General features: G+C 70.8%; 28 protein-coding genes and 1 other RNA gene. 20 read left to right on the top strand and 9 right to left on the bottom strand.

The genetic code is table 11. From position 1 onward, the window contains the following. Positions 1–20 precede the first annotated feature (20 nt). The 6 genes from DRV85_RS19420 to DRV85_RS14555 all read left to right on the top strand — a co-directional run bounded on the left by DRV85_RS19420 (position 21) and on the right by DRV85_RS14555 (position 5,000). A complete protein-coding gene (locus DRV85_RS19420) occupies positions 21–194 on the top strand; it encodes a hypothetical protein (protein ID WP_199525954.1) in 174 nt (57 codons plus the stop codon). Between the two features lie 69 nt (positions 195–263). After that, positions 264–1,460: a benzoyl-CoA 2,3-epoxidase subunit BoxA gene (gene boxA / locus DRV85_RS14535; protein WP_113290203.1), complete on the top strand. Its 1,197-nt coding sequence runs from the start codon at positions 264–266 to the stop codon at positions 1,458–1,460. Next, a complete protein-coding gene (locus tag DRV85_RS14540; RefSeq protein WP_113290204.1) occupies positions 1,460–1,924 on the top strand; it encodes an acyl-CoA thioesterase in 465 nt (154 codons plus the stop codon). Before boxA ends, DRV85_RS14540 begins: the two co-directional genes overlap by 1 nt. 78 nt (positions 1,925–2,002) lie before the next feature. Further along, the gene (locus DRV85_RS14545; protein WP_113290244.1) at positions 2,003–2,884 is read left to right on the top strand and encodes a helix-turn-helix transcriptional regulator; all 882 of its coding nucleotides are present in this window, start codon (positions 2,003–2,005) and stop codon (positions 2,882–2,884) included. Continuing rightward, on the top strand, positions 2,881–4,206 hold the full coding sequence (locus tag DRV85_RS14550) for a 3-hydroxyacyl-CoA dehydrogenase family protein (RefSeq protein ID WP_113290205.1): 1,326 nt from the start codon (positions 2,881–2,883) through the stop codon (positions 4,204–4,206). The genes DRV85_RS14545 and DRV85_RS14550 overlap by 4 nt, the downstream gene beginning before the upstream one ends. A 50-nt stretch (positions 4,207–4,256) precedes the next feature. Continuing rightward, positions 4,257–5,000, top strand: a complete 744-nt coding sequence (locus DRV85_RS14555; RefSeq protein WP_113290206.1) for a 1-(5-phosphoribosyl)-5-[(5-phosphoribosylamino)methylideneamino]imidazole-4-carboxamide isomerase — start codon at positions 4,257–4,259, stop codon at positions 4,998–5,000. A 3-nt stretch (positions 5,001–5,003) separates the two neighbouring features. Here DRV85_RS14555 and DRV85_RS14560 read toward each other — a convergent pair whose 3' ends face one another. Both DRV85_RS14560 and DRV85_RS14565 read right to left on the bottom strand, forming a co-directional pair. After that, positions 5,004–5,570, bottom strand: coding sequence for a transglutaminase-like cysteine peptidase (locus tag DRV85_RS14560; RefSeq protein ID WP_113290207.1), 567 nt, complete (start codon positions 5,568–5,570; stop codon positions 5,004–5,006). Beyond that, positions 5,567–6,262: a metal-dependent hydrolase gene (locus tag DRV85_RS14565; protein WP_113290208.1), complete on the bottom strand. Its 696-nt coding sequence runs from the start codon at positions 6,260–6,262 to the stop codon at positions 5,567–5,569. The genes DRV85_RS14560 and DRV85_RS14565 overlap by 4 nt, the downstream gene beginning before the upstream one ends. A gap of 250 nt (positions 6,263–6,512) precedes the next feature. Here DRV85_RS14565 and DRV85_RS14570 point away from each other — a divergent pair, with 250 nt between their 5' ends. The 8 genes from DRV85_RS14570 (at position 6,513) to DRV85_RS14605 (ending at position 11,914) form a co-directional block, all read left to right on the top strand. Continuing rightward, positions 6,513–7,175 (top strand): ceramidase domain-containing protein, encoded by a 663-nt coding sequence (locus DRV85_RS14570; RefSeq protein ID WP_113290209.1) that lies wholly within the window; start codon positions 6,513–6,515, stop codon positions 7,173–7,175. Between the two features lie 35 nt (positions 7,176–7,210). Next, a complete protein-coding gene (gene gatC / locus DRV85_RS14575) occupies positions 7,211–7,498 on the top strand; it encodes an Asp-tRNA(Asn)/Glu-tRNA(Gln) amidotransferase subunit GatC (protein ID WP_113290210.1) in 288 nt (95 codons plus the stop codon). Further along, on the top strand, positions 7,495–8,976 hold the full coding sequence (gene gatA, locus DRV85_RS14580; protein WP_113290211.1) for an Asp-tRNA(Asn)/Glu-tRNA(Gln) amidotransferase subunit GatA: 1,482 nt from the start codon (positions 7,495–7,497) through the stop codon (positions 8,974–8,976). The genes gatC and gatA overlap by 4 nt, the downstream gene beginning before the upstream one ends. 43 nt (positions 8,977–9,019) lie before the next feature. Continuing rightward, positions 9,020–9,772, top strand: coding sequence for a hypothetical protein (locus tag DRV85_RS14585; protein ID WP_113290212.1), 753 nt, complete (start codon positions 9,020–9,022; stop codon positions 9,770–9,772). Positions 9,773–9,873: 101 nt separating this feature from the next. Next, entirely contained in the window at positions 9,874–10,461 is a 588-nt protein-coding gene (locus DRV85_RS14590) for an N-acetylmuramoyl-L-alanine amidase (RefSeq protein ID WP_113290213.1), read from the top strand. A gap of 43 nt (positions 10,462–10,504) precedes the next feature. Next, positions 10,505–10,883: RNase P RNA component class A (rnpB, locus tag DRV85_RS14595), an RNA gene on the top strand. Positions 10,884–10,986: 103 nt separating this feature from the next. Continuing rightward, positions 10,987–11,154 carry a 50S ribosomal protein L33 gene (gene rpmG, locus DRV85_RS14600; RefSeq protein WP_005856346.1) on the top strand — a complete coding sequence of 56 codons (168 nt, stop codon included), beginning with the start codon at positions 10,987–10,989 and terminating at the stop codon, positions 11,152–11,154. A 70-nt stretch (positions 11,155–11,224) separates the two neighbouring features. Next, entirely contained in the window at positions 11,225–11,914 is a 690-nt protein-coding gene (locus tag DRV85_RS14605) for a VIT1/CCC1 transporter family protein (RefSeq protein WP_113290245.1), read from the top strand. Between the two features lie 75 nt (positions 11,915–11,989). On the opposite strand, the gene DRV85_RS14610 is transcribed toward DRV85_RS14605, so the two are convergent. Both DRV85_RS14610 and DRV85_RS14615 read right to left on the bottom strand, forming a co-directional pair. Next, a complete protein-coding gene (locus DRV85_RS14610) occupies positions 11,990–12,772 on the bottom strand; it encodes a Bax inhibitor-1/YccA family protein (protein WP_113290214.1) in 783 nt (260 codons plus the stop codon). 218 nt (positions 12,773–12,990) lie between these two features. Then, positions 12,991–13,953, bottom strand: coding sequence for an NADPH:quinone oxidoreductase family protein (locus DRV85_RS14615; protein ID WP_113290215.1), 963 nt, complete (start codon positions 13,951–13,953; stop codon positions 12,991–12,993). Between the two features lie 335 nt (positions 13,954–14,288). Between DRV85_RS14615 and DRV85_RS14620 the strand changes: the two genes are divergently transcribed. The 4 genes from DRV85_RS14620 (at position 14,289) to DRV85_RS14635 (ending at position 17,514) form a co-directional block, all read left to right on the top strand. Further along, positions 14,289–14,666 carry a helix-turn-helix domain-containing protein gene (locus DRV85_RS14620; protein WP_113290216.1) on the top strand — a complete coding sequence of 126 codons (378 nt, stop codon included), beginning with the start codon at positions 14,289–14,291 and terminating at the stop codon, positions 14,664–14,666. Positions 14,667–14,682: 16 nt separating this feature from the next. Then, on the top strand, positions 14,683–15,492 hold the full coding sequence (hisN, locus tag DRV85_RS14625; protein WP_113290217.1) for a histidinol-phosphatase: 810 nt from the start codon (positions 14,683–14,685) through the stop codon (positions 15,490–15,492). A 70-nt stretch (positions 15,493–15,562) separates the two neighbouring features. Next, positions 15,563–16,960: a magnesium transporter gene (gene mgtE, locus DRV85_RS14630; protein ID WP_113290246.1), complete on the top strand. Its 1,398-nt coding sequence runs from the start codon at positions 15,563–15,565 to the stop codon at positions 16,958–16,960. Then, on the top strand, positions 16,957–17,514 hold the full coding sequence (locus tag DRV85_RS14635; protein ID WP_113290218.1) for a 5-formyltetrahydrofolate cyclo-ligase: 558 nt from the start codon (positions 16,957–16,959) through the stop codon (positions 17,512–17,514). The genes mgtE and DRV85_RS14635 overlap by 4 nt, the downstream gene beginning before the upstream one ends. Before the next feature lie 37 nt (positions 17,515–17,551). Here the strand turns inward: DRV85_RS14635 and ygfZ are convergent, their stop codons facing one another. After that, complete coding sequence (ygfZ, locus tag DRV85_RS14640; RefSeq protein ID WP_113290219.1) at positions 17,552–18,301, bottom strand: CAF17-like 4Fe-4S cluster assembly/insertion protein YgfZ; 750 nt, start codon at positions 18,299–18,301, stop codon at positions 17,552–17,554. Between the two features lie 156 nt (positions 18,302–18,457). On the opposite strand from ygfZ, the gene DRV85_RS14645 reads away from it, so the two are divergent. Further along, positions 18,458–18,664: a histidinol phosphate aminotransferase gene (locus DRV85_RS14645; RefSeq protein WP_113290220.1), complete on the top strand. Its 207-nt coding sequence runs from the start codon at positions 18,458–18,460 to the stop codon at positions 18,662–18,664. Here the strand turns inward: DRV85_RS14645 and DRV85_RS14650 are convergent. From DRV85_RS14650 to DRV85_RS14665, 4 genes are all read right to left on the bottom strand, one after another. After that, positions 18,654–19,823, bottom strand: coding sequence for a M23 family metallopeptidase (locus tag DRV85_RS14650; protein ID WP_233495530.1), 1,170 nt, complete (start codon positions 19,821–19,823; stop codon positions 18,654–18,656). The genes DRV85_RS14645 and DRV85_RS14650 overlap by 11 nt on opposite strands. Positions 19,824–19,927: 104 nt before the next feature. Beyond that, positions 19,928–20,587, bottom strand: a complete 660-nt coding sequence (locus DRV85_RS14655; protein ID WP_113290222.1) for a protein-L-isoaspartate(D-aspartate) O-methyltransferase — start codon at positions 20,585–20,587, stop codon at positions 19,928–19,930. Next, positions 20,584–21,366, bottom strand: coding sequence for a 5'/3'-nucleotidase SurE (surE, locus tag DRV85_RS14660; protein WP_113290223.1), 783 nt, complete (start codon positions 21,364–21,366; stop codon positions 20,584–20,586). Before surE ends, DRV85_RS14655 begins: the two co-directional genes overlap by 4 nt. 67 nt (positions 21,367–21,433) lie before the next feature. Continuing rightward, complete coding sequence (locus DRV85_RS14665) at positions 21,434–22,081, bottom strand: SDR family NAD(P)-dependent oxidoreductase (protein ID WP_113290224.1); 648 nt, start codon at positions 22,079–22,081, stop codon at positions 21,434–21,436. A 197-nt stretch (positions 22,082–22,278) separates the two neighbouring features. On the opposite strand from DRV85_RS14665, the gene DRV85_RS14670 reads away from it, so the two are divergent. Further along, complete coding sequence (locus DRV85_RS14670) at positions 22,279–22,842, top strand: biotin transporter BioY (RefSeq protein ID WP_233495531.1); 564 nt, start codon at positions 22,279–22,281, stop codon at positions 22,840–22,842. Positions 22,843–22,854: the final 12 nt, after the last annotated feature.

The following is a 22,854-nucleotide window of genomic DNA, read 5'->3' on the forward strand; positions in this document are numbered from 1 at the left end:
CATTCACAGGGAGACGCGCGATGAAGATTGACCGCAAGGCCGGATGGGCGCCCCGCACCGCCGCCGTCGCCCGCGAGATGGGCGACCTGGAGGGGCCCTGCGTGGGCTGCCGCGACTGCCGCGGCCTCTGCCCCGCGCTGATCGAGGCGATGACCCTGCCCGAGATCGTGCTGGGCCGGGACGCCCGCGCCTGAGACAGCGAAAAGCCTCAACCTTGCAGCGGGCCGCTGGTCCGCAGCCGCCCCATCCTGGAGCGACGAGCGATGAACAAGCCGATCAAGCAGCACCTGATCGACCCCGAGATCTGCATCCGCTGCTACACCTGCGAGATGACCTGCCCGATCGGGGCGATCGAGCACAACGACGACAACGTCGTGGTGGATGCCGACAAGTGCAACTTCTGCATGGACTGCATCCCGGTCTGCCCCACGGGCTCCATCGACGAATGGCGCGTGGTGCTCGAGCCCTACAGCCTCGAGGAACAATACGAGTGGATGGAGCTGCCCGAGCAGGAAGAGCTCGAGGTGGACGGCGGCGCCGGCGAAGACGGGATCGAGGCGCTGGACGAGGCGATGGCGGCCCTGCTGGCCGAGGCGCACGCCGGCACGGGCGGCAAGCCCAGGGCGCCGGCGACGGCGGCCAAGCCCACGGTGAACCTCTACAACCTCGGCAAGCCGGCCGAGGCCACGGTGCGCGGCAACTATCGCCTGACGGCCGAGGACAGCGACTCGGACGTGCGGCACATCGTGCTCGACTTCGGCGGCCAGCCGATGCCGGTGCTCGAAGGGCAGTCCATCGGGATCATACCGCCGGGCGAGGATGCCGAGGGCAAGCCGCATCTGCCGCGGCTCTACTCCATCTCGTCGCCGCGCGACGGCGAGCGGCCGGGCTACAACAACGTGGCCCTCACCGTGAAGCGGGAAGAGAAGGGCGTCTGCTCGAACTACGTCTGCGACCTGAAGACCGGCGACAAGGTCAAGGTGACGGGGCCCTTCGGCGCGACCTTCCTTCTGCCGTCGGACCCCGAGGCGCATCTGATGATGATCTGCACCGGCACGGGCTCCGCCCCTTTCCGCGCCTTCACCATGCGCCGCCAGCGCGAGCATCCGAACCTGGAGGACTCGCTCACACTCGTCTTCGGCGCGCGCCGGCCCGAGGAGCTGCCCTATTTCGGCCCGCTCAAGAAGGTGCCGGAAAGCTTCATGAAGAAGCACTACGCCTTCTCCCGGCAGGAGGGCGCGCCCAAGCACTACGTGCAGGACAAGCTGCGCGAAGAGGCCGACGAGGTCTTGCGGCTGATGCAGGAGCCCAAGGGCCACATCTATATCTGTGGTCTCAAGGCGATGGAGGACGGCGTGAACGAGGCGCTCGCCGACATTGCCCGCGGGGCAGGGCTTGACTGGGACGCGATCCGGGACGAGATGCGCCAGGACGGACGCTACCATGTGGAAACCTATTGATGCGCGACCAGCCCGAGGCGGAGCGAGGGGCGGAGGCGGATGTCTTCGAGCATGAAATCGCGGTGCGGTGGGCCGATTGCGACCCGGCCGAGATCGCCTATACCGGCCGCATCCCGCTCTGGGCGCTGGACGCCATAGACGCCTGGTGGGAGGCGCGGCTGGACGGCACGGGCTGGTATCAGCTCAACATGGATCGCAACCTGGGCACGCCCTTCGTGCGAATGGCGATAGACTTCCGCTCGCCCATCACCCCGCGCCACCGGCTGATCTGCCGCACATGGCCCTGCCGGCTCGGCGAGACCTCGATCACCTTCCGCGTCGACGGCTATCAGGACGGGCGCCTCTGCTTCGAGGGGCAGTTCACCAGCGTCTTCGTCACAGCGAGCGAATTTACCAAGGCGCGGCCGCCCGCGGATTTGCGCGCGGTGGTCGAGGCGCATCTGCGGCCCGAAGACGCAGGATAGTGCATTCTTGCCGTCTGGCGGTTGCCAGAAGGAGAAACCTGCCCCAATGTTATGCACTATAGTTCGCATGGGGCCGGCATGGGCGAGATTGGCAGGATCGACGGAGAGCTCGAGGCGGCGAGCGCGCGGCTGATCGCGCGCGTCGGCGAGCGGGTGCGCCGCGCGCGCGAGCAGAAGGGCCTGCCGCGCCGCATGCTCTCGGACGCCTCCGGCGTCTCGCCGCGCTACCTCGCCCAGCTCGAGGCGGGCGAGGGCAACATCTCGATCGGGCTTCTGCATCGCGTCGCCGCCGCGCTCGACCACCCGCTGGAATGGCTCGTCGCCGAAGAGGATCCCTGGACGTCCGAGGCGCTGCGCGTGGCCGAACTCTACCGCCAGGCGGACGCGCCCACCCGCGCCCGTGCGCTCGAGGTGCTGACGCCCCGCGCCCTGCGCGCGCGCCGGATCGCGCTCATCGGGCTGCGCGGCGCCGGGAAATCGACCCTCGGCGCGCAGGCCGGCCGCGATCTGGGCCTGCCCTTCGTCGAACTCAACCGCGAGATCGAGGAGATGACCGGGATGCCCATCGCCGAGGTGATGGCGCTCTACGGCCAGGACGGCTACCGCGATCTCGAGGCCGAGGCGCTGGACCGGGTGATCCGGGAGCATGACGCGATGATCCTCGCCGTCGCGGGGGGGATCGTCGCCGAGACGGAGACCTACAGCCGTTTGCTCGCGCATTTCCACACGGTCTGGCTGCGCGCAGCCCCCGAAGAGCACATGGCGCGCGTCCGCGCGCAGGGGGACGAGCGGCCGATGGCCGGCAATCCGCAGGCCATGGCGCAGCTGCGCGCCCTGCTCCAAAGCCGCGAGCCGCTCTACGCCCGCGCCGAGGCGGAACTCGACACCTCCGGCAAGACCGAGGCGCAGGCGCTCGACGAATTGCTCGCGCTCATCCGGCGGCGCGGCTTCCTCGAGTGACGCAGACCACGGCAGAGCCCTTCGGTGCGCCGCCCCCGACGGCGGAGCGACGTGCCGCGGCGGCGGCGCATCTGCGACGCGCCGTTGAGGCGGCGGCGGCGCGCTCGGCCGAGGCCACCCGGGGCGCAGCCCCGCCCGAACGTCCCGCGGTGCTGGGCAGCGGTCCCGCGGCGGTCGCGCTCGCCGGTGCGCTGGCTGCGGCGGGGTTCGCCGTGACGCTCCATGAACCCGATCCGCACGACGCGGCACGCGCCCGCGACATGCTGGGGCGCTTCCTCGCGGACGAGCCGGGTGCGCGCTGGCGTGTGGAAGGGGCAGATGATGCGCTGGCCCGCGCGGACATGGCGCTCGTGCCCGAAGCCGGGGCAGAGCGGGTGGTTGAGCAAATCGCTGCGGTGATGCAGCGCCTGCCCGAAGGGGCGACCATCGCCGTCGCGTTGGGCGGCGCCGGGCTCGCGCGGCTCGCGGAGGCGCTGGGAGAGCCGCCGGCGCTGGTCGGGCTGACGCTTCAGCCGCCCGCCCATGCCACCCGGCTGGCCGAGGTCGCCACGCACCCGGCGACCGCGCAGGAGGCGCGGGCGTCGGCGTATGCGCTCGCCGGGGCGCTGGGCCGCATCACGCTCGAGACCAGGGGCGCACCGCTCGCCGAGTCGCTGCTGCTGTCCTTGCACGACATGGCCGACCGGCTGCTGATCGAGGGCGCGGAGCCCTGGACGCTCGACGCCGCGATGACCGGGTTCGGCTATGCCACAGGGCCGCTCGAGGCCCAGGATCTCGCGGGGCTGCCGGCGCTCGCGGCCGCCCGCGCGCAGCGCGCCGACGGCCCGCCCGAACTGCCGATCCGGCCCCGGATGCTGGCCGAGGGGCGGCTGGGCAAGGCGGCTGGCGTCGGCTGGTACCGCTATCCCGGCGGCGGTGGCGCGGTGATCGATCCGCTGATCGAGGATCTGATTCACGAAGAGGCGCATTTCGCCGGCGTGGCAGAGGTGCATAGCGGCGCAGGCGATCTGCGCGAGGCGCTGCTTCTGGCGCAGATCGCCGAGGCGGTGCATCTGCTGGGCAGCGGCGCGGCTGGCGACGCCGCCGCGCTCGATCTGGCCAGCGTGCATGGCGCGGGCTTTCCCGAAGCGCGGGGCGGCGTGCTGCGCTACGCCGCAGAGGTGGGGGCGGCGCGGCTCGGGCAGGCACTGGACCGGCTGCAGGGCCGTCTGCTTCCGGACCGCGCGGCGACGCTGCGCCGGGCGCTGTCGTCCGGAACTGCCGATCCTGCGCGCGGCAAGGTCGTTTTCCGTGCCGACGAGCCGCGCGTGATGCGTCATTGATCGGGGCGAGGCGCCGGCCTCCTGCCGGCGCGTCGCAGGGAGGACGACCGATGCGACTGTATCCCGCGATCGAATTGCAGCAGGGCCGCTGCGTGAGCCTCCATCGCGGACGGCTCGAGGAGCCGCACATCTGGCATGTGGACCCGGTGGCGAGAGCACGCGACTACGCGGCCGACGGGGCGGAATGGCTGCATGTCACCGATCTCGACGCCGTCACGGGCGAGGCGGACAACGCGGATCTGATCGAGGAGATCATCCGGGCGGCGGGTATTCCGGTGCAGGTGGGCGGCGGCATCCGGTCGCTCGAGCGGATCGAGCACTGGATGGACCGCGGTGCGGGCCGCGTGGTGGTCGGCACGCTCGCCGTCACACGACCCGATCTCGTGAGACAGGCCGCGAAGTATCACCCGGACGCGGTCGTGCTCGCGGTGGACGTCTGGAGCGGGCATGTCACCTCGAACGGCTGGCGCGAAGAGAGCGTGATCGCGCCAGAGGATTTCGTCGCACAGTTTTCGGCCGACCCGCTGGCCGCCATCATGGTCACGGATATCTCCGCCGATATAGACGGCGTCGAGGAGCCGCTCGCGCTGGTGACCGATCTGGCGGGGCGGGCGCGCACGCCCGTCATCGCCTCGGGCCTCGTGCACAGTCTCGACGACATCGCCCGGCTGAAATACGTCCCCGGCGTTTCGGGGGCCGTCATCGGCCGGCCGCTGTTTTCGCGGGCGTTCACGCTCGCCGAGGCGCTCGGGGTGGCCGGAGAACCGCGCGGCGAGACCGCCGAGTTCATCTGAGTGTCATTCCCGCGCGAAGCGGGTCCAGAGCCCGTCGGGCCGCTCGCGGCGCTCGAAGCGGTAGGGCGTGGCGCTCCAGCAGCGCAGCGCGTCGGTCAGGTTGTCGAGCACCAGCGTGCCGCGCTCCGTCTCGGCGAGAAGAACGGCGTGGCCGAAATACTCGGTGCGGTGGTGGACGATCGCCATCGTGAGCGCGGCGGAGGGCAGGCCCGCCGCGACGAGGCGCCGGCGCTTCTCGAGGGCGAAATCCTCGCAATCGCCGACGCCCTTGCGCGGGTAGTCCCAATGTTCCTCCACGCCGAGGCACTCCTGGTCGGCGAGCAGGCGGATCGAGTCGTTGACCTCTCGGTTGACGCGCGCGAGCCGCTCACGCGCGTCAGCGACCCGCGCAGGGCCCGACAGCACGCAATCGTCGGGGTGGCGCGCGCAGAATTCGGCATACTGGACCGGCGGCGCCTCGACCCGCGCCACCGGCAGGTCGAGCGGCCCGCAGTCCCGCGCTGCGGCGGCGGGCGCGGCCACGGCCGCGGCGAGCGCGGCCGCCCGGGCCGCCCGACGGGCGACGGTCACAGCTCCATGGGCTCCATGACCTGCGGTTCGCGCACGTCAACGCCGGGCAGTTCGTCGATCAGCGCCTGCGCGGATTGTTCGAGGATCGGAAACGTCCGGTAGTGACAGGGGATGACCGTCTTGAAATCGAAGAAGGTTTTCGCCGCGTAGGCCGCGCGCCTCATGTCCATCGTGAAATGGCCCCCCGCGCAGAGAATGCCGATCTCGGGCTGGTGCAGATCCTGGAACACCTGCATGTCGGCCATCACGTCAGTGTCGCCCGAGAAATAGATCGTGCGCCCGCCGTGGGCGATCATAAAGCCCGACTCGGTGCCGGTGTAGAGCGGCCGCCCCTCGTCGTCCGAAAGCGAGGAGGAATGCGCGGCATTGACCATGGTCACGGCGACATCCCCGAGCATTACCGTGCCGCCCTTGTTGAAGCCCACCGTCTGGACGCCGTCCCGCTTCTCGAGCCAGCCCGCGAGATCGAAGATGGTCACGACTGGGATGCCGAGCTCCCTGGCGATCCTGGGGGCGTCGTTGACGTGGTCGAAATGCCCGTGGCTGACGAGCACATGCGTCGCGCCCTCGATGGCCTCGGCGCGCCGCTCTTCGGGGAACATCGGGTTGCCGGTGACCCAGGGGTCGACCAGCAGGATCTGGTCGCCGATCTCCATGCGGAAGCCGGAATGGCCGAGCCATGTGAGTTTCATCGGAGTCCTCCTCGCTTGGGTGATGGCCGGAGCCTAGCAGCTTCGGCCGGGCGCGAAAGGGAGCCGTTAACCCGGTGGAGCGGCCTTGCGGCCGCACGCCTTCTGGCGCTTCGCGCGGGGGGGGCGCTGCCTTCGTCGGCCTGCGGCCTTACCCCCCGGGGTATTTCGGGCAAGAGGAAGGATATCGGGCTGGAATCGGCGGGGTCGGGGCTTACCTCTCCGCGTGGCCGAGGCGGGACGGGGCAGGGGCATGGACTGGACGCGCCAGATCGACAGCTATTGCGAGCGGCTCGACGCGAGCTACTGGGCGGAACCCGTCAACGCGGTGACCAACGCGGCCTTCCTGATCGCGGCTTTCGTGATGTGGGCCCGCGTGCGGGGGCAGGGGCTGCCGCTGGCGATGGCGCTGGTCTGGGTTCTGGCCGCGATCGGGGTCGGCAGTTACCTCTTCCACACCCATGCGCAGGTCTGGTCGGCGGTCATGGACGTGGTGCCCATCCTGCTTTTCATCCTGATCTACATCTTTGCCGCGAACCGGCATTACTGGGGGCTGTCGCGGCTCTGGTCGGGGCTGGGGGTGGCGGCCTTCTTTCCCTACGCCTTCGCGACGGTCCCGCTTTTCCAGTTGGTGCCCGGGCTGGGCAGTTCGGCGGGCTATGCGCCCGTGCCGTTGCTGATCCTGGTCTATGCGGTGCTGCTGCGCCGGCGGCTCCCGCAGGTGGCGCGGGGGCTCGCCCTCGGGGCGGGCATCCTGATCGCCTCGCTCACCTTCCGCACCCTCGACCTGCCGCTCTGCGGGACCGTGCCCTTCGGCACGCATTTCATGTGGCACATCCTCAACGCGGTCATGCTGGGCTGGATGATCGAGGTCTATCGCCGGCACATGGTTGCGAGCGGCCTGCGGGGGCTGTAGATCGGGCGCGATCCGAGGCAAGGAGGCGCCTGCCCATGTCCATCGACACCCGCACCGCGGCGCATGTCGCGCATCTCGCCCGCATCCGCGTGGAGCAGGACGAGCTGCCGGCGCTCGCGGAGGAGTTCAATCGAATCCTGGGGTTCATCGAGGAGCTGAACGAGGTCGACGTCGAAGGGGTCGAGCCGATGGTCAGCGTCACGCCCATGCGGCTGAAGCGGCGCGACGACACGGTGACCGACGGCGGCATGCCCGAGCGGGTGCTGTCGAACGCGCCCGATGCGCGCGAGGGGTTCTTCGCCGTTCCGAAGGTGGTGGAATGACCGATCTCAACGCGCTCACCATCGCCGAGGCGCGCGACGCGCTCGCGCGGGGCGATCTCACCAGCGTCGAGCTGACGGAGGCCTGCCTCGGCGCCGTCGAGGCGGGGGGCGCACTGGGCGCTTTCGTGCACAAGACGCCCGAGCTCGCGCTGGAGCGGGCGCGGGCGGCGGATGCGCGGCTGAAGGCGGGCGCGGCGCCGGCGCTGTGCGGGATTCCGCTGGGCATCAAGGATCTGTTCTGCACCGAAGGCGTGGCGAGCCAGGCGGCCTCGCGGATCCTCGACGGCTTCCGCCCGGAATACGAAAGCACCGTGAGCGCGCAGCTGCGCGACGCCGGCGCGGTGATGCTGGGCAAGCTCAACATGGACGAGTTCGCGATGGGCTCGTCGAACGAGACGAGCGTCTACGGCCCGGCCGTGAACCCCTGGAAGGTGGACGAGCGCAAGCTCACGCCCGGCGGCTCCTCGGGCGGCTCGGCCGCTGCGGTGGCGGCCGATCTCTGCCTCGCCGCCACGGGCACGGATACCGGCGGGTCGATCCGCCAGCCTGCGGCCTTCACCGGGATCGTCGGCCTCAAGCCCACCTACGGGCGCTGCTCGCGCTGGGGGATCGTGGCCTTCGCCTCCTCGCTCGACCAGGCGGGGCCGATGACCAAGACGGTGCGCGACGCGGCGATCCTGCTGCAGGCGATGGCGGGGCACGATCCGAAGGATTCCACCTCCGCCGATCTGCCGGTGCCGGACTTCGAGGCGATGCTCTCGGGCGACATCCGCGGCAGGAAGATCGGCATTCCCCGGGAATACCGGATGGAGGGGATGCCGCAGGAGATCGAGGATCTCTGGGCGAAGGGCGCGGAGATGCTGCGCGATGCCGGCGCCGAGATCGTGGACATCTCGCTGCCGCACACGAAATACGCGCTGCCGGCCTACTACGTCATCGCGCCGGCCGAGGCCTCGTCGAACCTCGCGCGCTACGACGGCGTGCGCTACGGCTACCGGGCGAAGCTGGAGCAGGGCGACGGCATCGTTGACATGTACGAGAAGACCCGCGCCGAGGGGTTCGGCGCCGAGGTCAAGCGCCGGGTCATGGTCGGCACCTATGTCCTGTCGGCGGGCTTTTACGACGCCTATTACAACCGCGCACGCAAGGTCCGCACGCTGATCAAGCGGGACTTCGAGCAGGCCTTCGATCAGGGCGTCGACGCGATCCTGACGCCGGCCACCCCGTCGGCCGCCTTTGGCCTTGGCGAGATGGGGCAGGCCGACCCGGTCGAGATGTATCTCAACGACATCTTCACGGTGACGGTGAACCTCGCCGGGCTGCCGGGCATCTCGGTGCCCGCGGGGCTCGACCGCAAGGGGCTTCCGCTGGGGCTGCAGCTCATCGGCAAGCCCTGGGAAGAGGGGCCGCTGCTGGATGTGGCCGAGGCCCTGGAACGGGCCGCCGGCTTTGTGGCGAAGCCCGAAAAATGGTGGTAGACAATCTCTGCGGAGCGACCCGCATGCAGGAAGGTCTGGAGCCATGAAACGGCGTTCACTGGCGATCGTCGCGGTCTGCGGCGGGTTGGCCGCCTGTTCGCCGGCGGTGCCCGAGAGCGGCGCCGGATTCAACGACTACAGCGAGTATCAGGCGGCGCGCGCGGCCCGTGAGGTGGAGCTCGCCGGTTCGGCGCGTGGCGGCCCGCCGCCGATCTCGTCGGAACGGACGGGGGACGCGCAGGGCGAGGGCTCGGCGCTCGACACGGCGCGCGCGGCGCTCGAGGACCCGGAGTCGGGCCAGGGGGCGGAGGCCGCGGCGGCGGCGACCGCACAGGCGCGGAACTCCGGCGAAGCGCCCCTGCAGGCCAGCCCGTCCAACCCGGCGCCGCCGATCCGCAACAACCCCGGCCTCTCGGACGAACAGGATTTCGACGCAGTGGCCGAGCGGCGCGGGATCGAGGGCGACGCGGCGCGGCTCGCCCAGGCGCGGGCGCGCTATCAGGTCGTGGAGCCGCAGCCATTGCCGGAACGCCGGGACGACGGCCGCATGACCCCGGTCGAGTTCGCGCTCGCCACATCGCACGCAATGGGACAGCGCGTCTATTCGCGGTCCGGCTTCAATTCGGCCGAGCGAGCGCAGCGCAGGTGCGCGGCCTATGCGACCCCGGATCTCGCGCAGGCGGATTTTCTCGCCAATGGCGGGCCGGAGCGCGACCGCCTGGGGCTCGATCCCGACGGCGACGGCTTCGTCTGCGGCTGGAGCCCCGCCCCCTTCCGGGCGGCGGTGCGGCGCTGAGGACCGGCACGCCCGAGGCGCCCGATGCGCGCCCCTCGCCCAATCACGGCGCACGGCGCGGCGGCGACAGGCCCCGGCTCGTTGTCCTCCATCACACCGCGATGGAGAGTGCCGCCGGGGCGCTGGAGCGGCTTTGCGATCCGGCGGCGGAAGTCTCGGCGCACTATCTGATCGGCGCGGACGGCCATGTCTGGCAACTCGTCGACGAGGCGCGGCGCGCCTGGCATGCCGGGGCAGGGGCCTGGGGCGGGATCGGCGACGTGAACTCCGCCTCCATCGGAATCGAGTTGCAGAACCGGGGCGATCACCCCTTCGCGGCGCCGCAGATGGCCGCGCTCGAGCGGCTTCTGCGCGGCGTGATGGACCGCTGGGGGATCGGCCCGGCGGGCGTGATCGGCCACTCGGACAGCGCCGTGGGGCGCAAGCGCGATCCGGGCGCGCGCTTCGACTGGCGGGCGCTGGCGCGGGTCGGGCTGGCCGTCTGGCCCGAGGCGGCCGAGCCCGGCGCGTTCCTGGCGGACGCGGCGCGTGCCGGCTGGCGGGCGCCGGCGGGCTGCGATGCGCCGGAGGCCGCGGTGCTGTCCGCGGTGCGGCTGCGCCTGCGGCCCTGGGCGCGCGGACCCGTGGACGCCGTGGACCGGGCGCTCGTGGCGGGCATGGCGGCACGCTGGCCTGCGCCGGAGCGCTGAGGTCCATTGACTGCGCGCGCCGGCCTGCCTATCTGCATCGGGCGCGGAGGGCCGGATGGCCGCGGCCGAGAGGCCGAGGAAAGTCCGGACTCCTGGAAGCGACGGTGCCGGGTAACGCCCGGGCGGAGAAATCCGACGGAAAGCGCCGCAGAAAACAGACCGCCCGCGGTGCGCCGCGGGCAAGGGTGAAACGGTGGGGTAAGAGCCCACCGGGCCGCCGGCAACGGGGGCCGCACGGCAAGCCCCACCGGGAGCAATGCCGAATAGGGACCTCGCGCGGAGCTTCGGCTCTGCAGGGCAGCTTCCGCCCGAGAGGTCCGGGTTGGCAGCGTGAGCGCCGGAGCGATCCGGCGCCCAGACGAATGGCCATCCAGGGGGCGAAAGCCCCCGGACAGAATCCGGCTTACAGGCCCTCCGCGCATATGCCCGCCGCCAAGCCGGTTGACAGCCGGCGCATCACGGGTAAAAGGCGGGCCTCAACGGATTTCGCGGGTGCGCCTTTGCGCCCGGTGCAGGAGAGCTCAGATGGCGAAGCCCACCACTATCAAGATCCGCCTCAACTCGACCGCGGGCACGGGGCATTTCTACGTCACGAAAAAGAACGCGCGCACCATGACCGAGAAGATGACGATCCGGAAGTTCGACCCGGTCGCGCGCAAGCACGTCGAATACAAGGAAGGCAAGATCAAGTGATCTGAGCCGCCCTTACGCGGGTATGATGGGCCACGCCGACGGCGTGGCCTTTCGTTTCCGGAGCCCTGCGATGCCGAAGGAAGGCCACTACGTCACGCGCACGGGATGGCTGCGCGCCGCCGTTTTGGGCGCCAACGACGGGATCGTCTCGACCTCCAGCCTGCTGGCAGGGGTGCTCGCGGCCGGGCTCGACCGGCCGGCGGTCCTGCTGACGGGGCTCGCGGCCCTCGTCGCGGGCGCCTTCTCGATGGCGTCGGGCGAGTATGTCTCGGTCGCGGCGCAGGCAGACTCCGAGACCGCCGATCTCGAGCGCGAGCGGCAGGCGCTCGAGGAGAACCCGGACTACGAACTCGACGAGCTCACCGAGGGGCTGGTGGATCGTGGTGTCTCGGAGCCGCTCGCGCGCGCCGCGGCAGAGGAAATGACCGCCCATGACGCGCTCGACGCACATGCGCGCGAAGAACTCGGCCTGACCGGCGCGGGTGGAGCGGCGCCGCTACAGGCCGCGCTCGCCTCCGCCCTGGCTTTCGCGGCCGGTGCGGCGCTGCCGCTCGGCGGCGCGGTGGCGGCGCCCGTCGGGACGGATGGTATCCTTGTCGTCGCAGGGGTGTCGCTCATCGCGCTCGCGGTCTTGGGGGCGGCGGGCGCGCGCCTCGGTGGCGCGCCGCAGGGGCGTGCGGTGGTGCGCGTGCTGCTCTGGGGCGGCGCGGCGATGGCGGCCACCGCGGCGGTGGGCCGGCTCTTCGACGTTTCCGTCTGATCCAGTCGGCGTGCCGAAGCAAAAGGGCCGGCCCTGTCGGGCCGGCCCTTCGCGCGTGTTCCGGAAGGCCCGGGGTTACTGTTCCTGCCCCATGAACATCAGCAGGAACTGGAACATGTTCAGGAAGCTGATGTAGAGCGCCAGCGCGCCGTCGTAGGCGGCCTTGTCGAGCCACTCCTGATCGCCGTGCTCCGCGTGGGCCACGTAGGTGCTCTTGATCTCCTGCGTGTGGAAGGCCGTGAGCCCCGCGAAGACCAGGATGCCGATGATCGAGATCGCGAACATCATCGCCGGCGATTGCAGGAAGATGTTGATCACCATCGCCACGATCAGGCCGATCACGCCCATGAGCAGGAAGGTGCCCATGCCGCTCAGATCCTTCTTCGTCGTGTAGCCCCACAGCGACAGACCCGCGAAGGCGATCGCGGTGACGAGGAAGGTCTGCGCGATCGAATACGGCGTGAAGACCAGGAAGATCGAGCTCAGCGACAGGCCGATCGCCACGGCGAAGGCGAAGAAGCCGAGCTGCACCGTCGCTGCCGAGGCGCGGCGCAGAAGCTGGCCCCAGCCGAAGAAGATGAAGGCCAGCGGCAGCAGCATGATGACCCAGCGCAGCGGCGAGGCGTAGATCGCCGCGCCGAGGCCGTTGAGGTAATCGCCGCTGGGCAGCTGGGCGACCGCCTGGCTCGGGTCGGTGGTCGTCGCGAGGCCCGAGATCGCCCAGGCCGCGCCCGCCGTGATCAGCATGCCTACGGACATCGTGCCGTAGACCTTGTTCATGTGGGCTCGCAGCCCCTCGTCGATCGCGGCGCTGCGGGTGCCCGCAGCCGTGGTCCGGATCGTCTCGTATTCAGCCATTCTCGTCCAGCCTCCGACTTGATCCCTGCTGTTCGTCCCTGGAATCCGTTACGCAAACCAGACCGGGTCCGGGCGACCCGGCCGTCCTTGGGGAATATTGGGGAGCCGGGGCCGCAAATCAAGGTTTTCCGGTTGGGAAACGCAGCGTATCCGAAGCGATCCGCGCGCTCTGCCTGTGCGTCCGGCGGCGCGCGCGCGGATCACGTCCGCGTGGAAGATCAGGCCATGCGGATCACGACCTTCCCGGTCGATCTGCGCGTGCGCAGCAGGTCCAGCCCCTCCTCGACCCGGTCGAGCGGCAGAACCTCGCTGACATGGGGCTTCAGGCGGCCCTCTTCGAACCAGCGCATCAGCTGCGAGAGGCTGTCGCGGATCACATCCGGGCGGAACGCCATGTAGCCGCCCCAGTAGAAACCCGTGACAGTGAGGTTCTTGACCAGCAGGTGGTTGGCCTTGATCCGCGGCACTTCGCCGCTGGCGAAGCCGATCACGAGCAGCCGCGCCTCGGGACGGCAGGCGCGGAAGGCCGCGTCGAAAAGCGCCCCTCCGACAGGGTCGTAGACCACGTCCGCCCCGCCCAGCGCCTTCAGCCGTGTGCGCAGTTCCTCGGGGTCGGCGGGCACGAGGTGATCCGCGCCCGCCTGCCGCGCGACCCCGAGCTTTTCCGCGCCGCGCGCGCAGGCCACGACCTCGGCGCCCATGACCTTGCCGATCTCGACCGCGGTCAGGCCCACGCCACCTGCCGCGCCGAGAACCAGCAGGCGCTCGCCGGGGGAGAGGCGCGCGCGATGGGCGAGCGCGACATGGCTGGTGCCGTAGGCGATCTGGAAGGCCGCGCCCGTCACCTCGTCCATCGAGTCCGGCAGCGGCACGGCCCGCGCGGCCGGAAAGCAGCCATACTCTGCGAGGCCGCCCTGTCCGCCGAAGACGGCCACGCGGGTGCCCGGAGCCGGCCCCTCGACCCCCGGTCCGAGGGCCTCGACCGTGCCGGCCACCTCCATGCCCGCCGTGAAGGGCGGCTCGGGCGTCTCCTGATAGGTGCCGTCGAGAATCAGAAGATCCGCGAAATTGAGCCCGCAGGCCGCGATGCGCACGAGGATTTCGCCGGCCTGCGGCGCGGGCCGCGAAAGCTCGGTCAGGGCGGCGGGCGCACCCGGGGCGGCAACGTGATAGGCGCGCATTCTTCTCCTCCCGCTCGGCCGCGCCGAGACTGCCCCGGCGGGACGCCCAGGTGCAAGTCCGGCGTCGCGGCCCGAATCTGAGCGCGCAGTGACCTTACGGAAGTCATGATTTCCCTCCACCTTTGATTGAATACTTCGGGGAAAGATGCTTGCTGAAGTGGATGCCGCCTTGCGATATATTCCGGGGACCCTATGCTGGCGGCGGGTCTCCGGCTCGGACGGGGCATGGCCCCGCAGCGTGCCGGGGCCTGGGGGAGAACGGAAGTTATTTTGAAAGAACAGTCGTTTGGCTTAGGTGGTGGCGCTAGGCGCAGGGGTCCGGGAAAAGGTGAGACATGACGCATCCGGTTGACGTGCATGTTGGAAAACGAATCCGCCAGAGGCGATGGCTCGCGGGGATGACCCAGCAGCAGCTCGCCGAGCAGGTGGGGATCAAGTTCCAGCAGATCCAGAAATACGAAACGGGCGCCAACCGGGTGAGCGCCTCGCGGCTTTGGGACATCGCGGACGCGCTGCAGGTTCCGGTCAGCTTCTTCTTCGAGGGGCTCTCCGCGCGAGAGGAGGCCGAGGCCGAGGCCGAGCGTATCGCCGTCCCCGGCAATCTGCTCAACGACAAGGAGGCGCTGGACCTCGTGCGCTCCTACTACGCCATCCCCGAAAACCAGCGTCGCCGCCTGTTCGAACTCGCCCGCGTGCTCAGCGACGTTGCCTGAGCGCGCGCGGCCGCGCATGACGTCAGCGCAGGCGCCGGGCATCGACGCCAGGGAGGTGACGCAGCTCGCCGATCGGCTGGCGGATGCCGCGCGCGGGGCGATCCTGCCGTATTTCCGCACCACGACGCTCGGCACCACGAGCAAGCTGCACACAGGCTTCGACCCGGTGACGGAAGCTGACCGTGCCGCGGAATCCGAAATGCGCGCGATCCTTTCGGCGGAGCGACCTGCGGACGGCATCCTCGGCGAGGAGTTCGGCGAGGCGCCGGGCAGCTCCGGCCTGACCTGGGTTCTGGATCCGATCGACGGGACACGCGCCTTTCTCTGCGGCGCGCCCACTTGGGGCGTGCTGATCGCGCTCTCGGGGCCGGAGGGGCCGCTCTATGGCGTGGTCGATCAGCCCTACACCGGCGAGCGGTTTCGCGGCGGGCTGGGGCTGGCCGAGCTCGAGGGGCCCATGGGCCGCCGGCCGCTGAGCGTGCGCCGCGGGCTGGCGCTGGGGCAGGCGACGCTCGCCACCACCTTCCCGGAGATCGGCACCGAAGCGGAGCGTGCCGCCTTCGGCCGGGTCGCCGCAGAGGTCCAGCTGACCCGCTACGGGATGGACTGCTATGCCTACGCGATGCTCGCCGCGGGGCAGATCGACCTGGTGATCGAGGCGGGCCTCGCGCCCTACGACATTCACGCGCCCATGGCGGTGATCGAGGCGGCGGGCGGGATCGTCACCGACTGGCAGGGCGGGCCGGCGCATGCCGGCGGGCGCATCCTCGCCGCGGCCGACCCGGCGCTGCACCGGCAGGCGGTCGCGCTTCTCGCGGAGGCCTGAGCGCGCGCCGCCCCTGTCGCTTTTCCGGTGCTTCGCCTATGGTCCGCGCGACCGTCACAGGGGCCGCGCCATGAACGAAGACGCCGACGAGACCGTTCTCGATCCCGATGCCGGCGAGGAGGATTCCTACGCCCTCGATCGCCGCAGGGTGACGGCGATTCTCGAGGCGCTGGAGGCCGAGGACCGCGACCAGCTCTTCGAACTGATCGAGCCGCTGCACCCGGCCGACGTCGCCGACCTCATCGAGCAGATCAACCCCGCCGAGCGCCGCCACTTCGTCGAACTGGCCGGAGAGCGGATCGGCGGTGCGATCCTTTCGGAGCTCGAGGAGGGGCTGCGCGAGGAGGTGATCGGTCTGCTCGGCCCCGAGGTGCTGGCCGAGGCGGTGCGCGACCTCGATTCGGACGATGTCGTGGACCTGCTCGAGGATCTCGAGGAAGAGCAGCGCCGCGCGATCCTGGGCGCGCTGGACGCGCCCGAGCGGCTGGCGGTGCAGAAGTCGCTGACCTATCCGGAATACTCCGCCGGCCGCCTGATGCAGCGCGAGCTGGTGATGGCGCCCGAACACTGGACCGTGGGCCAGGCGATCGACCACATGCGCGAGCGCGAGGATCTGCCCAGCCAGTTCTATCACGTCTTTCTGGTGGACCCGAAGATGCGGCCCGTGGGCAACGTGACGCTGGGGCGCATCATGTCCTCGCGCCGCAGCGTGGCGCTGAAGGATCTGGTGGAGGAGGTGTTCCGCGTCTTTCCGGCGACCGACAGCGAGACGGACGTGGCCTATGCCTTCAACCAGTATCACCTGATCTCGGCCCCCGTCGTGGACGAGAGCGAGCGCCTGGTGGGCATGATCACCATCGACGACGCGATGGCGGTGCTCGACGAGGAGCACGAGGAGGACATCCTGCGCCTCGGTGGGGTGGTCGAAGAGGCGAGCCTGTCGGACACCGTTCTTCAGGCCGCGCGCGGGCGGGCGACCTGGCTCTTCGTCAACCTGCTGACGGCGATCTTCGCCTCGATCGTGATCGACCTTTTCGCAGACACGATCGACCAGATGGTCGCGCTCGCGGTGCTCATGCCGATCGTCGCCTCGATGGGCGGCAATGCCGGCACGCAGACCATGACGGTGGCCGTGCGCTCGATCGCCACGCGCGATCTCACGGCGCAGAACGCGCTGCGCGTGACGGGGCGCGAGGCGGCCGTGGGCGGGCTTAACGGCGTGCTCTTCGGACTCGTCATGGCGGGCGTGGCGGCCGTCTGGTTCGGGGTGCCGATGCTGGCGGCGGTCATCGCGGTGGCGATGATCCTCACTCAGTTCGCCGCGGCCCTGGGCGGCATCGGCATTCCCATCCTGCTCGACCGGGTCGGGATCGACCCGGCGCTCGCATCGGGCCCCTTCGTCACGACGGTGACCGATGTCGTGGGCTTCTTCACCTTCCTCGGTCTTGCCAGCCTGGTGCTGTTGTGAGCGCGCAGCAGGAGGCCAAGCGCGCGGCGCGCGAGGCTGCCTTCGCCCGTCGCAGGGCCGCACATGCCGCGCGCCCGGCCGAGCCCGCGCGCCATCTGATCCGCGTGCTGGGCGAGCATCGGGGACGTCCGCTGGCCGGCTATCTGCCGATCCGCACCGAGATCGACCCGCGCCCGGCGATGACCGAGGCCGCGCGCCACGGACCGGTGGGTGTGCCGGTGATCCGCGGCAAGGGCCTGCCGCTCGTGTTCTCGCGCTGGGCGCCGGACTGCCGGCTGGTGCCCGGCCCCTTCGGCGCCGCGATCCCCGAGACCGAGGCGCTGATCGTGCCGGAGGTGCTGATCGTGCCCCTCGTCGCCTTCGACCGGTATGGCGGGCGGCTGGGCTACGGCGGCGGATTCTACGACCGGACGCTGGCCGGCCTGCGCGCCGAGGGGCCGGTGCTCGCCATCGGCTTCGCATATGCGGCGCAGGAGGCAGAGGATCTGCCGCGCGACGCCACCGACGAGCCCCTCGACATGATCGTGACGGAAGAGGGTGTGATGTCCTTCTGACGCGCGCGCCAGGACGAAAGGGCAGCGCAGCGGGCGCTCAAGCCTCGGGGCGCCAGTGCACCCGCGCGTCGCCGGCCGTCATCTCCGGCCCGGCGCGATCATAGCGCAGATAGGCGATGCCGCGGCCATCCGCCTGGCTGTAGAGCGTGCCGGCGGCCTTGCCTTCCGCCTCGATCGGCGTGCCCACGGGCGCGGCGCCCTCGACCTCGACCGTGGCGAGGCCCTTGCGCAGCGCGGTCTTGTGGTGCATCCGCGCGGTCACCTCCTGGCCGACATAGCACCCCTTGCGGAAGTCCACCCCGTTGAGCCGCTCGAAGCCGGCTTCGAGGATGAAGCTGTCGGGGGTGAGCTCGATGCCCGTCTCGGGCACGCAGGCGGCCACGCGCAGCGCCTCCCAGTCGGAGCCGTCGTCGCCGCCCTCCTCGCCGTAGAGCCGCCAGCCGAGGCGGGGATCGCGCGGATCGGCGAAGGCGCCCTCTGGCGCAGGCCCGGTGCCGCGGCGCACCTCGAGCTCCGTTTCGGCAATCTCGACCTTGGCGCGCAGCTTGTAAAGCGACAGCCGCTTGACCAGATCCGCCGCGAGCGGGCTGGCCACGTCCAGCAGCACGTCGCCCTCCGGTGCCGGGGCGAGGAAGAAGTCCGCGACATACTTGCCCTGCGGGGTGAGCATCGCCGCGTAGACCAGCCCGTCGTCCAGCTTGCGGACGTCGTTCGTGACCAGCCCCTGAAGGAAGTCGCGCGCCTCTTCGCCGGAAATCCTGAGAATCGTTCTGTCAGAGCCGCTCATCGCGTCACCTCGTCTGCCTCTGGCGGGAACATAGGCTGTCAGACCGCGTGCGACAAAGGCGGAGGCGTGCCGGAGACCGCCCCGCAGACGCCCGGGGGCTACTTGCAGGCGGGGTTCCGCGCTATGCTGCGCCGCGCGAGCGAGAGGACCGGACCCATGCGCGACAGACCCGTGACCCGCGTCGAGGACTACACCCGCACCTGTCTCGTGCTGTTCTTCGTGAACCTGTTCTGGATCCTCGTCGCCGTCATGGCGATCTTCGGCTGGCCGGCTGTCCTGGTGATCGCGGTCGCGCTGCATGCCGCCATCGGCCGCCTCGGGCGGCGGCGCGAGGCTGACGCCGCGCCGGTGCTCAGGGACTGAGGTAGGGCATCGGGTCCACGCGCTCGGTCCCGCGCGTGACCTCGAAATGCAGGAAGGAGGGTGAACCCGGCGCGACAGCCGCGATCTGGTCGCCCCGGCTGACGGAGTCGCCCTTGGACACGGCGATGTCGTCGAGATTGACGTAGACGGTCAACAGGTTGTCGGGGTGCTTGATCACCACGATCGAGACCTCTTCGGTGTTCTCTGTCACGGCCGCGACCTGTCCGGCGGCGGCCGCGCGGACCGGGGTGCCCGGATCTGCGGCGATGGCGATGCCGTTGTTCCGGCCACGCGCGAACTCGCGGATGATCGGGCCATCGACGGGCATGACCATCTCGGCCTCGCTGGTGGCGGCGGTCTGCGCCTCGCCGAGCTCGGGCGAAGGCGGCGCGGGGGCGGCTTGCGCCGCCGGGGCCGGCTCTTCCTCGGGGAGCGGCTGCGAGGCGCTGGGCGGCGGCGGCGTGGGCGAGCCCGTGCCGGGCGGCGGCGTCTCGTCTTCGGTGACGGCGACGCGCGAGCGGGGCGGCTCGAGCGCGACCGGGATGAGAAGATGCTGCCCCTCGCGCACCGAGAAGTCCGGACCGAGGCCGTTCCATTCGGCGAGCGACCGGACCGAGACATCGTAGAGCCGGGCGATGGAATAGGCGGTCTCGCCGCGCTCGACCCGGTGCCGGATCGGCTCTTCGTCCGTTTCGGGCGCGCTCGGCCGGGGCTGCGCGGCCGGCGCGCTCGGCGCCGCGCTGGGTAGCGCCTGGGTCTCGACGCGGGCCGGCGCCGCGCTGTCGATGGCGGGCCCGGCGAGGGCGGCCACGTCCACGTTGCCGCGCGGGCTGCCGGGCGCGGCCGACGCCTCGGCGACACGGCGCGGCAAGGCCACGATCTCGCCCTGGCGCAGCGGCGTATCGGGCTGCACGCCGTTGTAGCGAGCCAGCTCGCCAGCGGGCAGGCCCACGCGCTCGGCCACATCGGCGAGCCGGTCGCCACGCCGTGCGACCGCGACCTGGTAGTTGGGATAGGAGATCACGCCGCGCGCGTCCGGTTCGGGGCGGTCGGCCACGGCGCGCATCGCCGCCTCGGTCGTCGTCATCCCGGGCGGGCGCAGATCGAGGTCCAGCGTTTCGCTGCAGGCCGCGAGGGCGAACAGTGCCGTCGCACCCATCAGAGCGCGCGGGACGGACCGGTTGGGCGCATTCATCGCTCGATAATCCTCTCTGCGCGCCCCTTGTCGCCGGGGCGTCGATCACGCGGGCGGCGGGCCCGCCTTCAGCCGTCGCGGCCCAGCCCCTCGACGAGCGGCACGAACCGCACCGGCAGGAGTTCGTCGTAGTCGTAGCCCGAGTCCGTTCGCGTCACGCGGATCAGGCTCTGAACCGTGTCCGACTGGCCCACCGGCAAAACCATGATACCGCCGATCTTGAGCTGGGCCAAGAGCGGGCCGGGCGGATCCTCGGCCGCCGCGGTCACGAGGATGCGGTCGAAGGGGGCCTGGTCGGGCAATCCGTGACTGCCGTCGGCGATCACGGCCGTGATGTTGGCCAGATCGAGCGCGGCGTAGATCTCGCGCGCCTCGCGCACCAGCCGCGCATGCCGGTCGACGGTGTAGACCCGGCGGGCCAGCTGCGCCAGCACCGCCGCCTGATAGCCCGAACCGGTGCCGATCTCGAGCACCTTGTCGCGTGGCGTGACCCGCAGCGCCTGCGTCATCAGCGCCACCACAGAGGGCTGGCTGATCGTCTGCCCGCAGGCGATGGGCAGCGGCATGTCGTCGTAGGCGCGGTCGCGAAAATAGTGACGGACGAAGGCGCCGCGATCGACCTTCTCCATCGCCGTGAGCACGCGCGCATCCGTGACGCCGCGCGAGCGCAGCGCGAAGAGAAAGCGCATCTTGCGCTCGGCGGGATCCTCTTCGTCGTCGCCCGTCACAGCCTCTCCCTGAAATGGTCGAGCGCGTCATGGGCCGTGAGGTCCGCGCGCATCGGCGTGACCGAGATCCATCCCTCGAGGTTCACGGCGGCGTCGGTCCCCGGCTCGGTCGCCACCTGCTGATTGACGCCGCGGATCCACAGGAAGCGCCGGCCCGAGGGCGACAGATGCGGCTCGGTCCGGAAGCTCGTGCCGCGGCGGAAGCCCTGCGCGGCCACCTGCATGCCCTGCACGTCGTCGGCGGGCACGGGCGGGAAGTTGACGTTGAAGAAGAGACGGTAGTCGGCGCTGTCCTCCGGCATGGCGGCCAGGATCCGGCGCACCACCTCGGCGCCGTGGCGCTCGGCGGCCTCGAAGCGGTTCTCCAGATGCGCGACGCGGGGCCCGTAGAACTGCGACAGCGCGATCGCCGGCAGCCCCTGAAGCGCGCCCTCCATCGCGCCGCCCAGCGTGCCGGAATAGAGCGCGTTCTCGGCAGAGTTGTTGCCGCGGTTCACGCCGGAGAGGACCAGATCCGGCGCCGCGCCGTCGAGCACGTCGTAGAGCCCCGCCATGACGCAGTCCGCGGGGCTGCCTTCGGCGGCATAGCGCCGTTCGCCCATCTGCGCGATCAGCATGGGATGCGTGTAGCTGATCTTGTGCGCCACGCCCGACTGCTCGAAGGCCGGCGCCACGACCCAGACCTCGCCCTTTGGACCCGCGATCTCGGCCGCGATCTTCTCCAGCACCGCGAGTCCGGGCGCGTTGATCCCGTCGTCGTTGGTCACGAGTATGCGCATCGCCTGCCCCGAGCTGCCTCGCGCCCCGTCCTAGACAAGGGCGGCGGGCGCGGCAAGCGAGCGCCGGTCAGAGAATGCCGCCAAGAAGCCGCCGCGCCTCGGCATGCCGGTCCGCCAGCGGGCTGCGGTCCTCTCCGGGGAAAAAGCGCGCCCGCAGCGCGGTCGCCATGGGCGCCGGCGTCAGCACGTCGATCTGCGGGCCCGTCCGGGCGCTCTCGGCCTGCCAGCTGCGCGCCAGCGCGATCTGCGCGGCCTTGGTCGCGCCGTAGGCGCCGAAGAACTTCTCGCCCGCACGCGGGTCGTCGAAGAAGAGCGCGCGCCCTGCCGTGCCGAGCAGGGGGGCCAGCGCCGCGATCAGCGCGGCGGTCGCCGTGACGTTGGTGGCCACCGAGCGCGCGAGATCCTTGTCGTCGATCGAGGGAGCCGGCGAGAGCGGCGCCGCATGGATCGCCGTATGCGCCCAGAGATCGAGCCGCCCCCAGCGGTCGAAGATGCCGCGCGCGAGGCCCGCCACCGCCTCGGGCTGGGCGAGGTTCATCGGTGCGAGCGTCGCCTGACCGCCCGCGGCACGGATGCGGTCATCGAGCTCTTCCAGCGCCCCCTGGGTGCGGGCGACGGCGAGGACGTGATGCGACGGCGCGAGCGCCTCGGCCAGCGCGGCGCCGAGGCCGCGCGACGCGCCGGTGACGAGGGCGAGGGGTCTGTCTTCGGTCATGGCGCGCTCTTTCCATGCCGGGGCGCCGGAGGCAAGCGGACAGGGGGGCTGTCAGCCCCCTCGGCGGCTCGCGCCGCCTCGCCCCCCGAGGGTATTTCTTGCAAGAGGAAGCCCCCGAGGGCGCAGCGAAGGTCTTTTCTTTCTCCCTTGGATCGGAGAGATTGCGGCGCGAGACCACCAACCAGGGAGAGAGCATCGTGACACTCGCACAGGCCGCGTTCGGCCATCGTTCCTTCACCGCTCAGGCGCTTCTGGTGCTTTCGGGCTCCGCCGCGCTGGGGCTGCTGTCGCAGGTCGAGGTGCCCATGGTGCCGGTGCCGATGTCGCTGCAGACGCTCGGCGTGACCCTGATCGGCCTGACGTTCGGCGCGCGCCTCGCGGCCTTGACCGTGCTGGCCTATCTCGCACAGGGGGCCGCCGGCCTGCCCGTTTTCTCGGGCGGCGACGCCGGTGCGCATCACCTGATCGGACCCACCGCGGGGTTCCTTTGGGGGTTCGTGGCGATGGCCTGGGCGACCGGCTGGCTCGCGGAGCGGGGGATGGACCGGGGCGTGCTGCGGCTCTTCGCGGCCTCCGCAATTCCGGCGGCGCTGCTCTATGTGCCCGGCGTGGCCTGGCTCACGCTCTTCGTGGGACTGGACCTGCCGACGGCTGTCGCGGCCGGCGCTGTGCCCTTCCTGCTCGGCGACGCGATCAAATGCGCGATCGCGGCGATCACCGTCTCCGGCGGCTGGAAGGCGCTCGCGGCCAAGCGGGGCTGAGGCGCCGTTCAG

Origin of the sequence: Rhodosalinus halophilus, assembly GCF_003298775.1 — a bacterium.
Lineage (GTDB): Bacteria > Pseudomonadota > Alphaproteobacteria > Rhodobacterales > Rhodobacteraceae > Rhodosalinus > Rhodosalinus halophilus.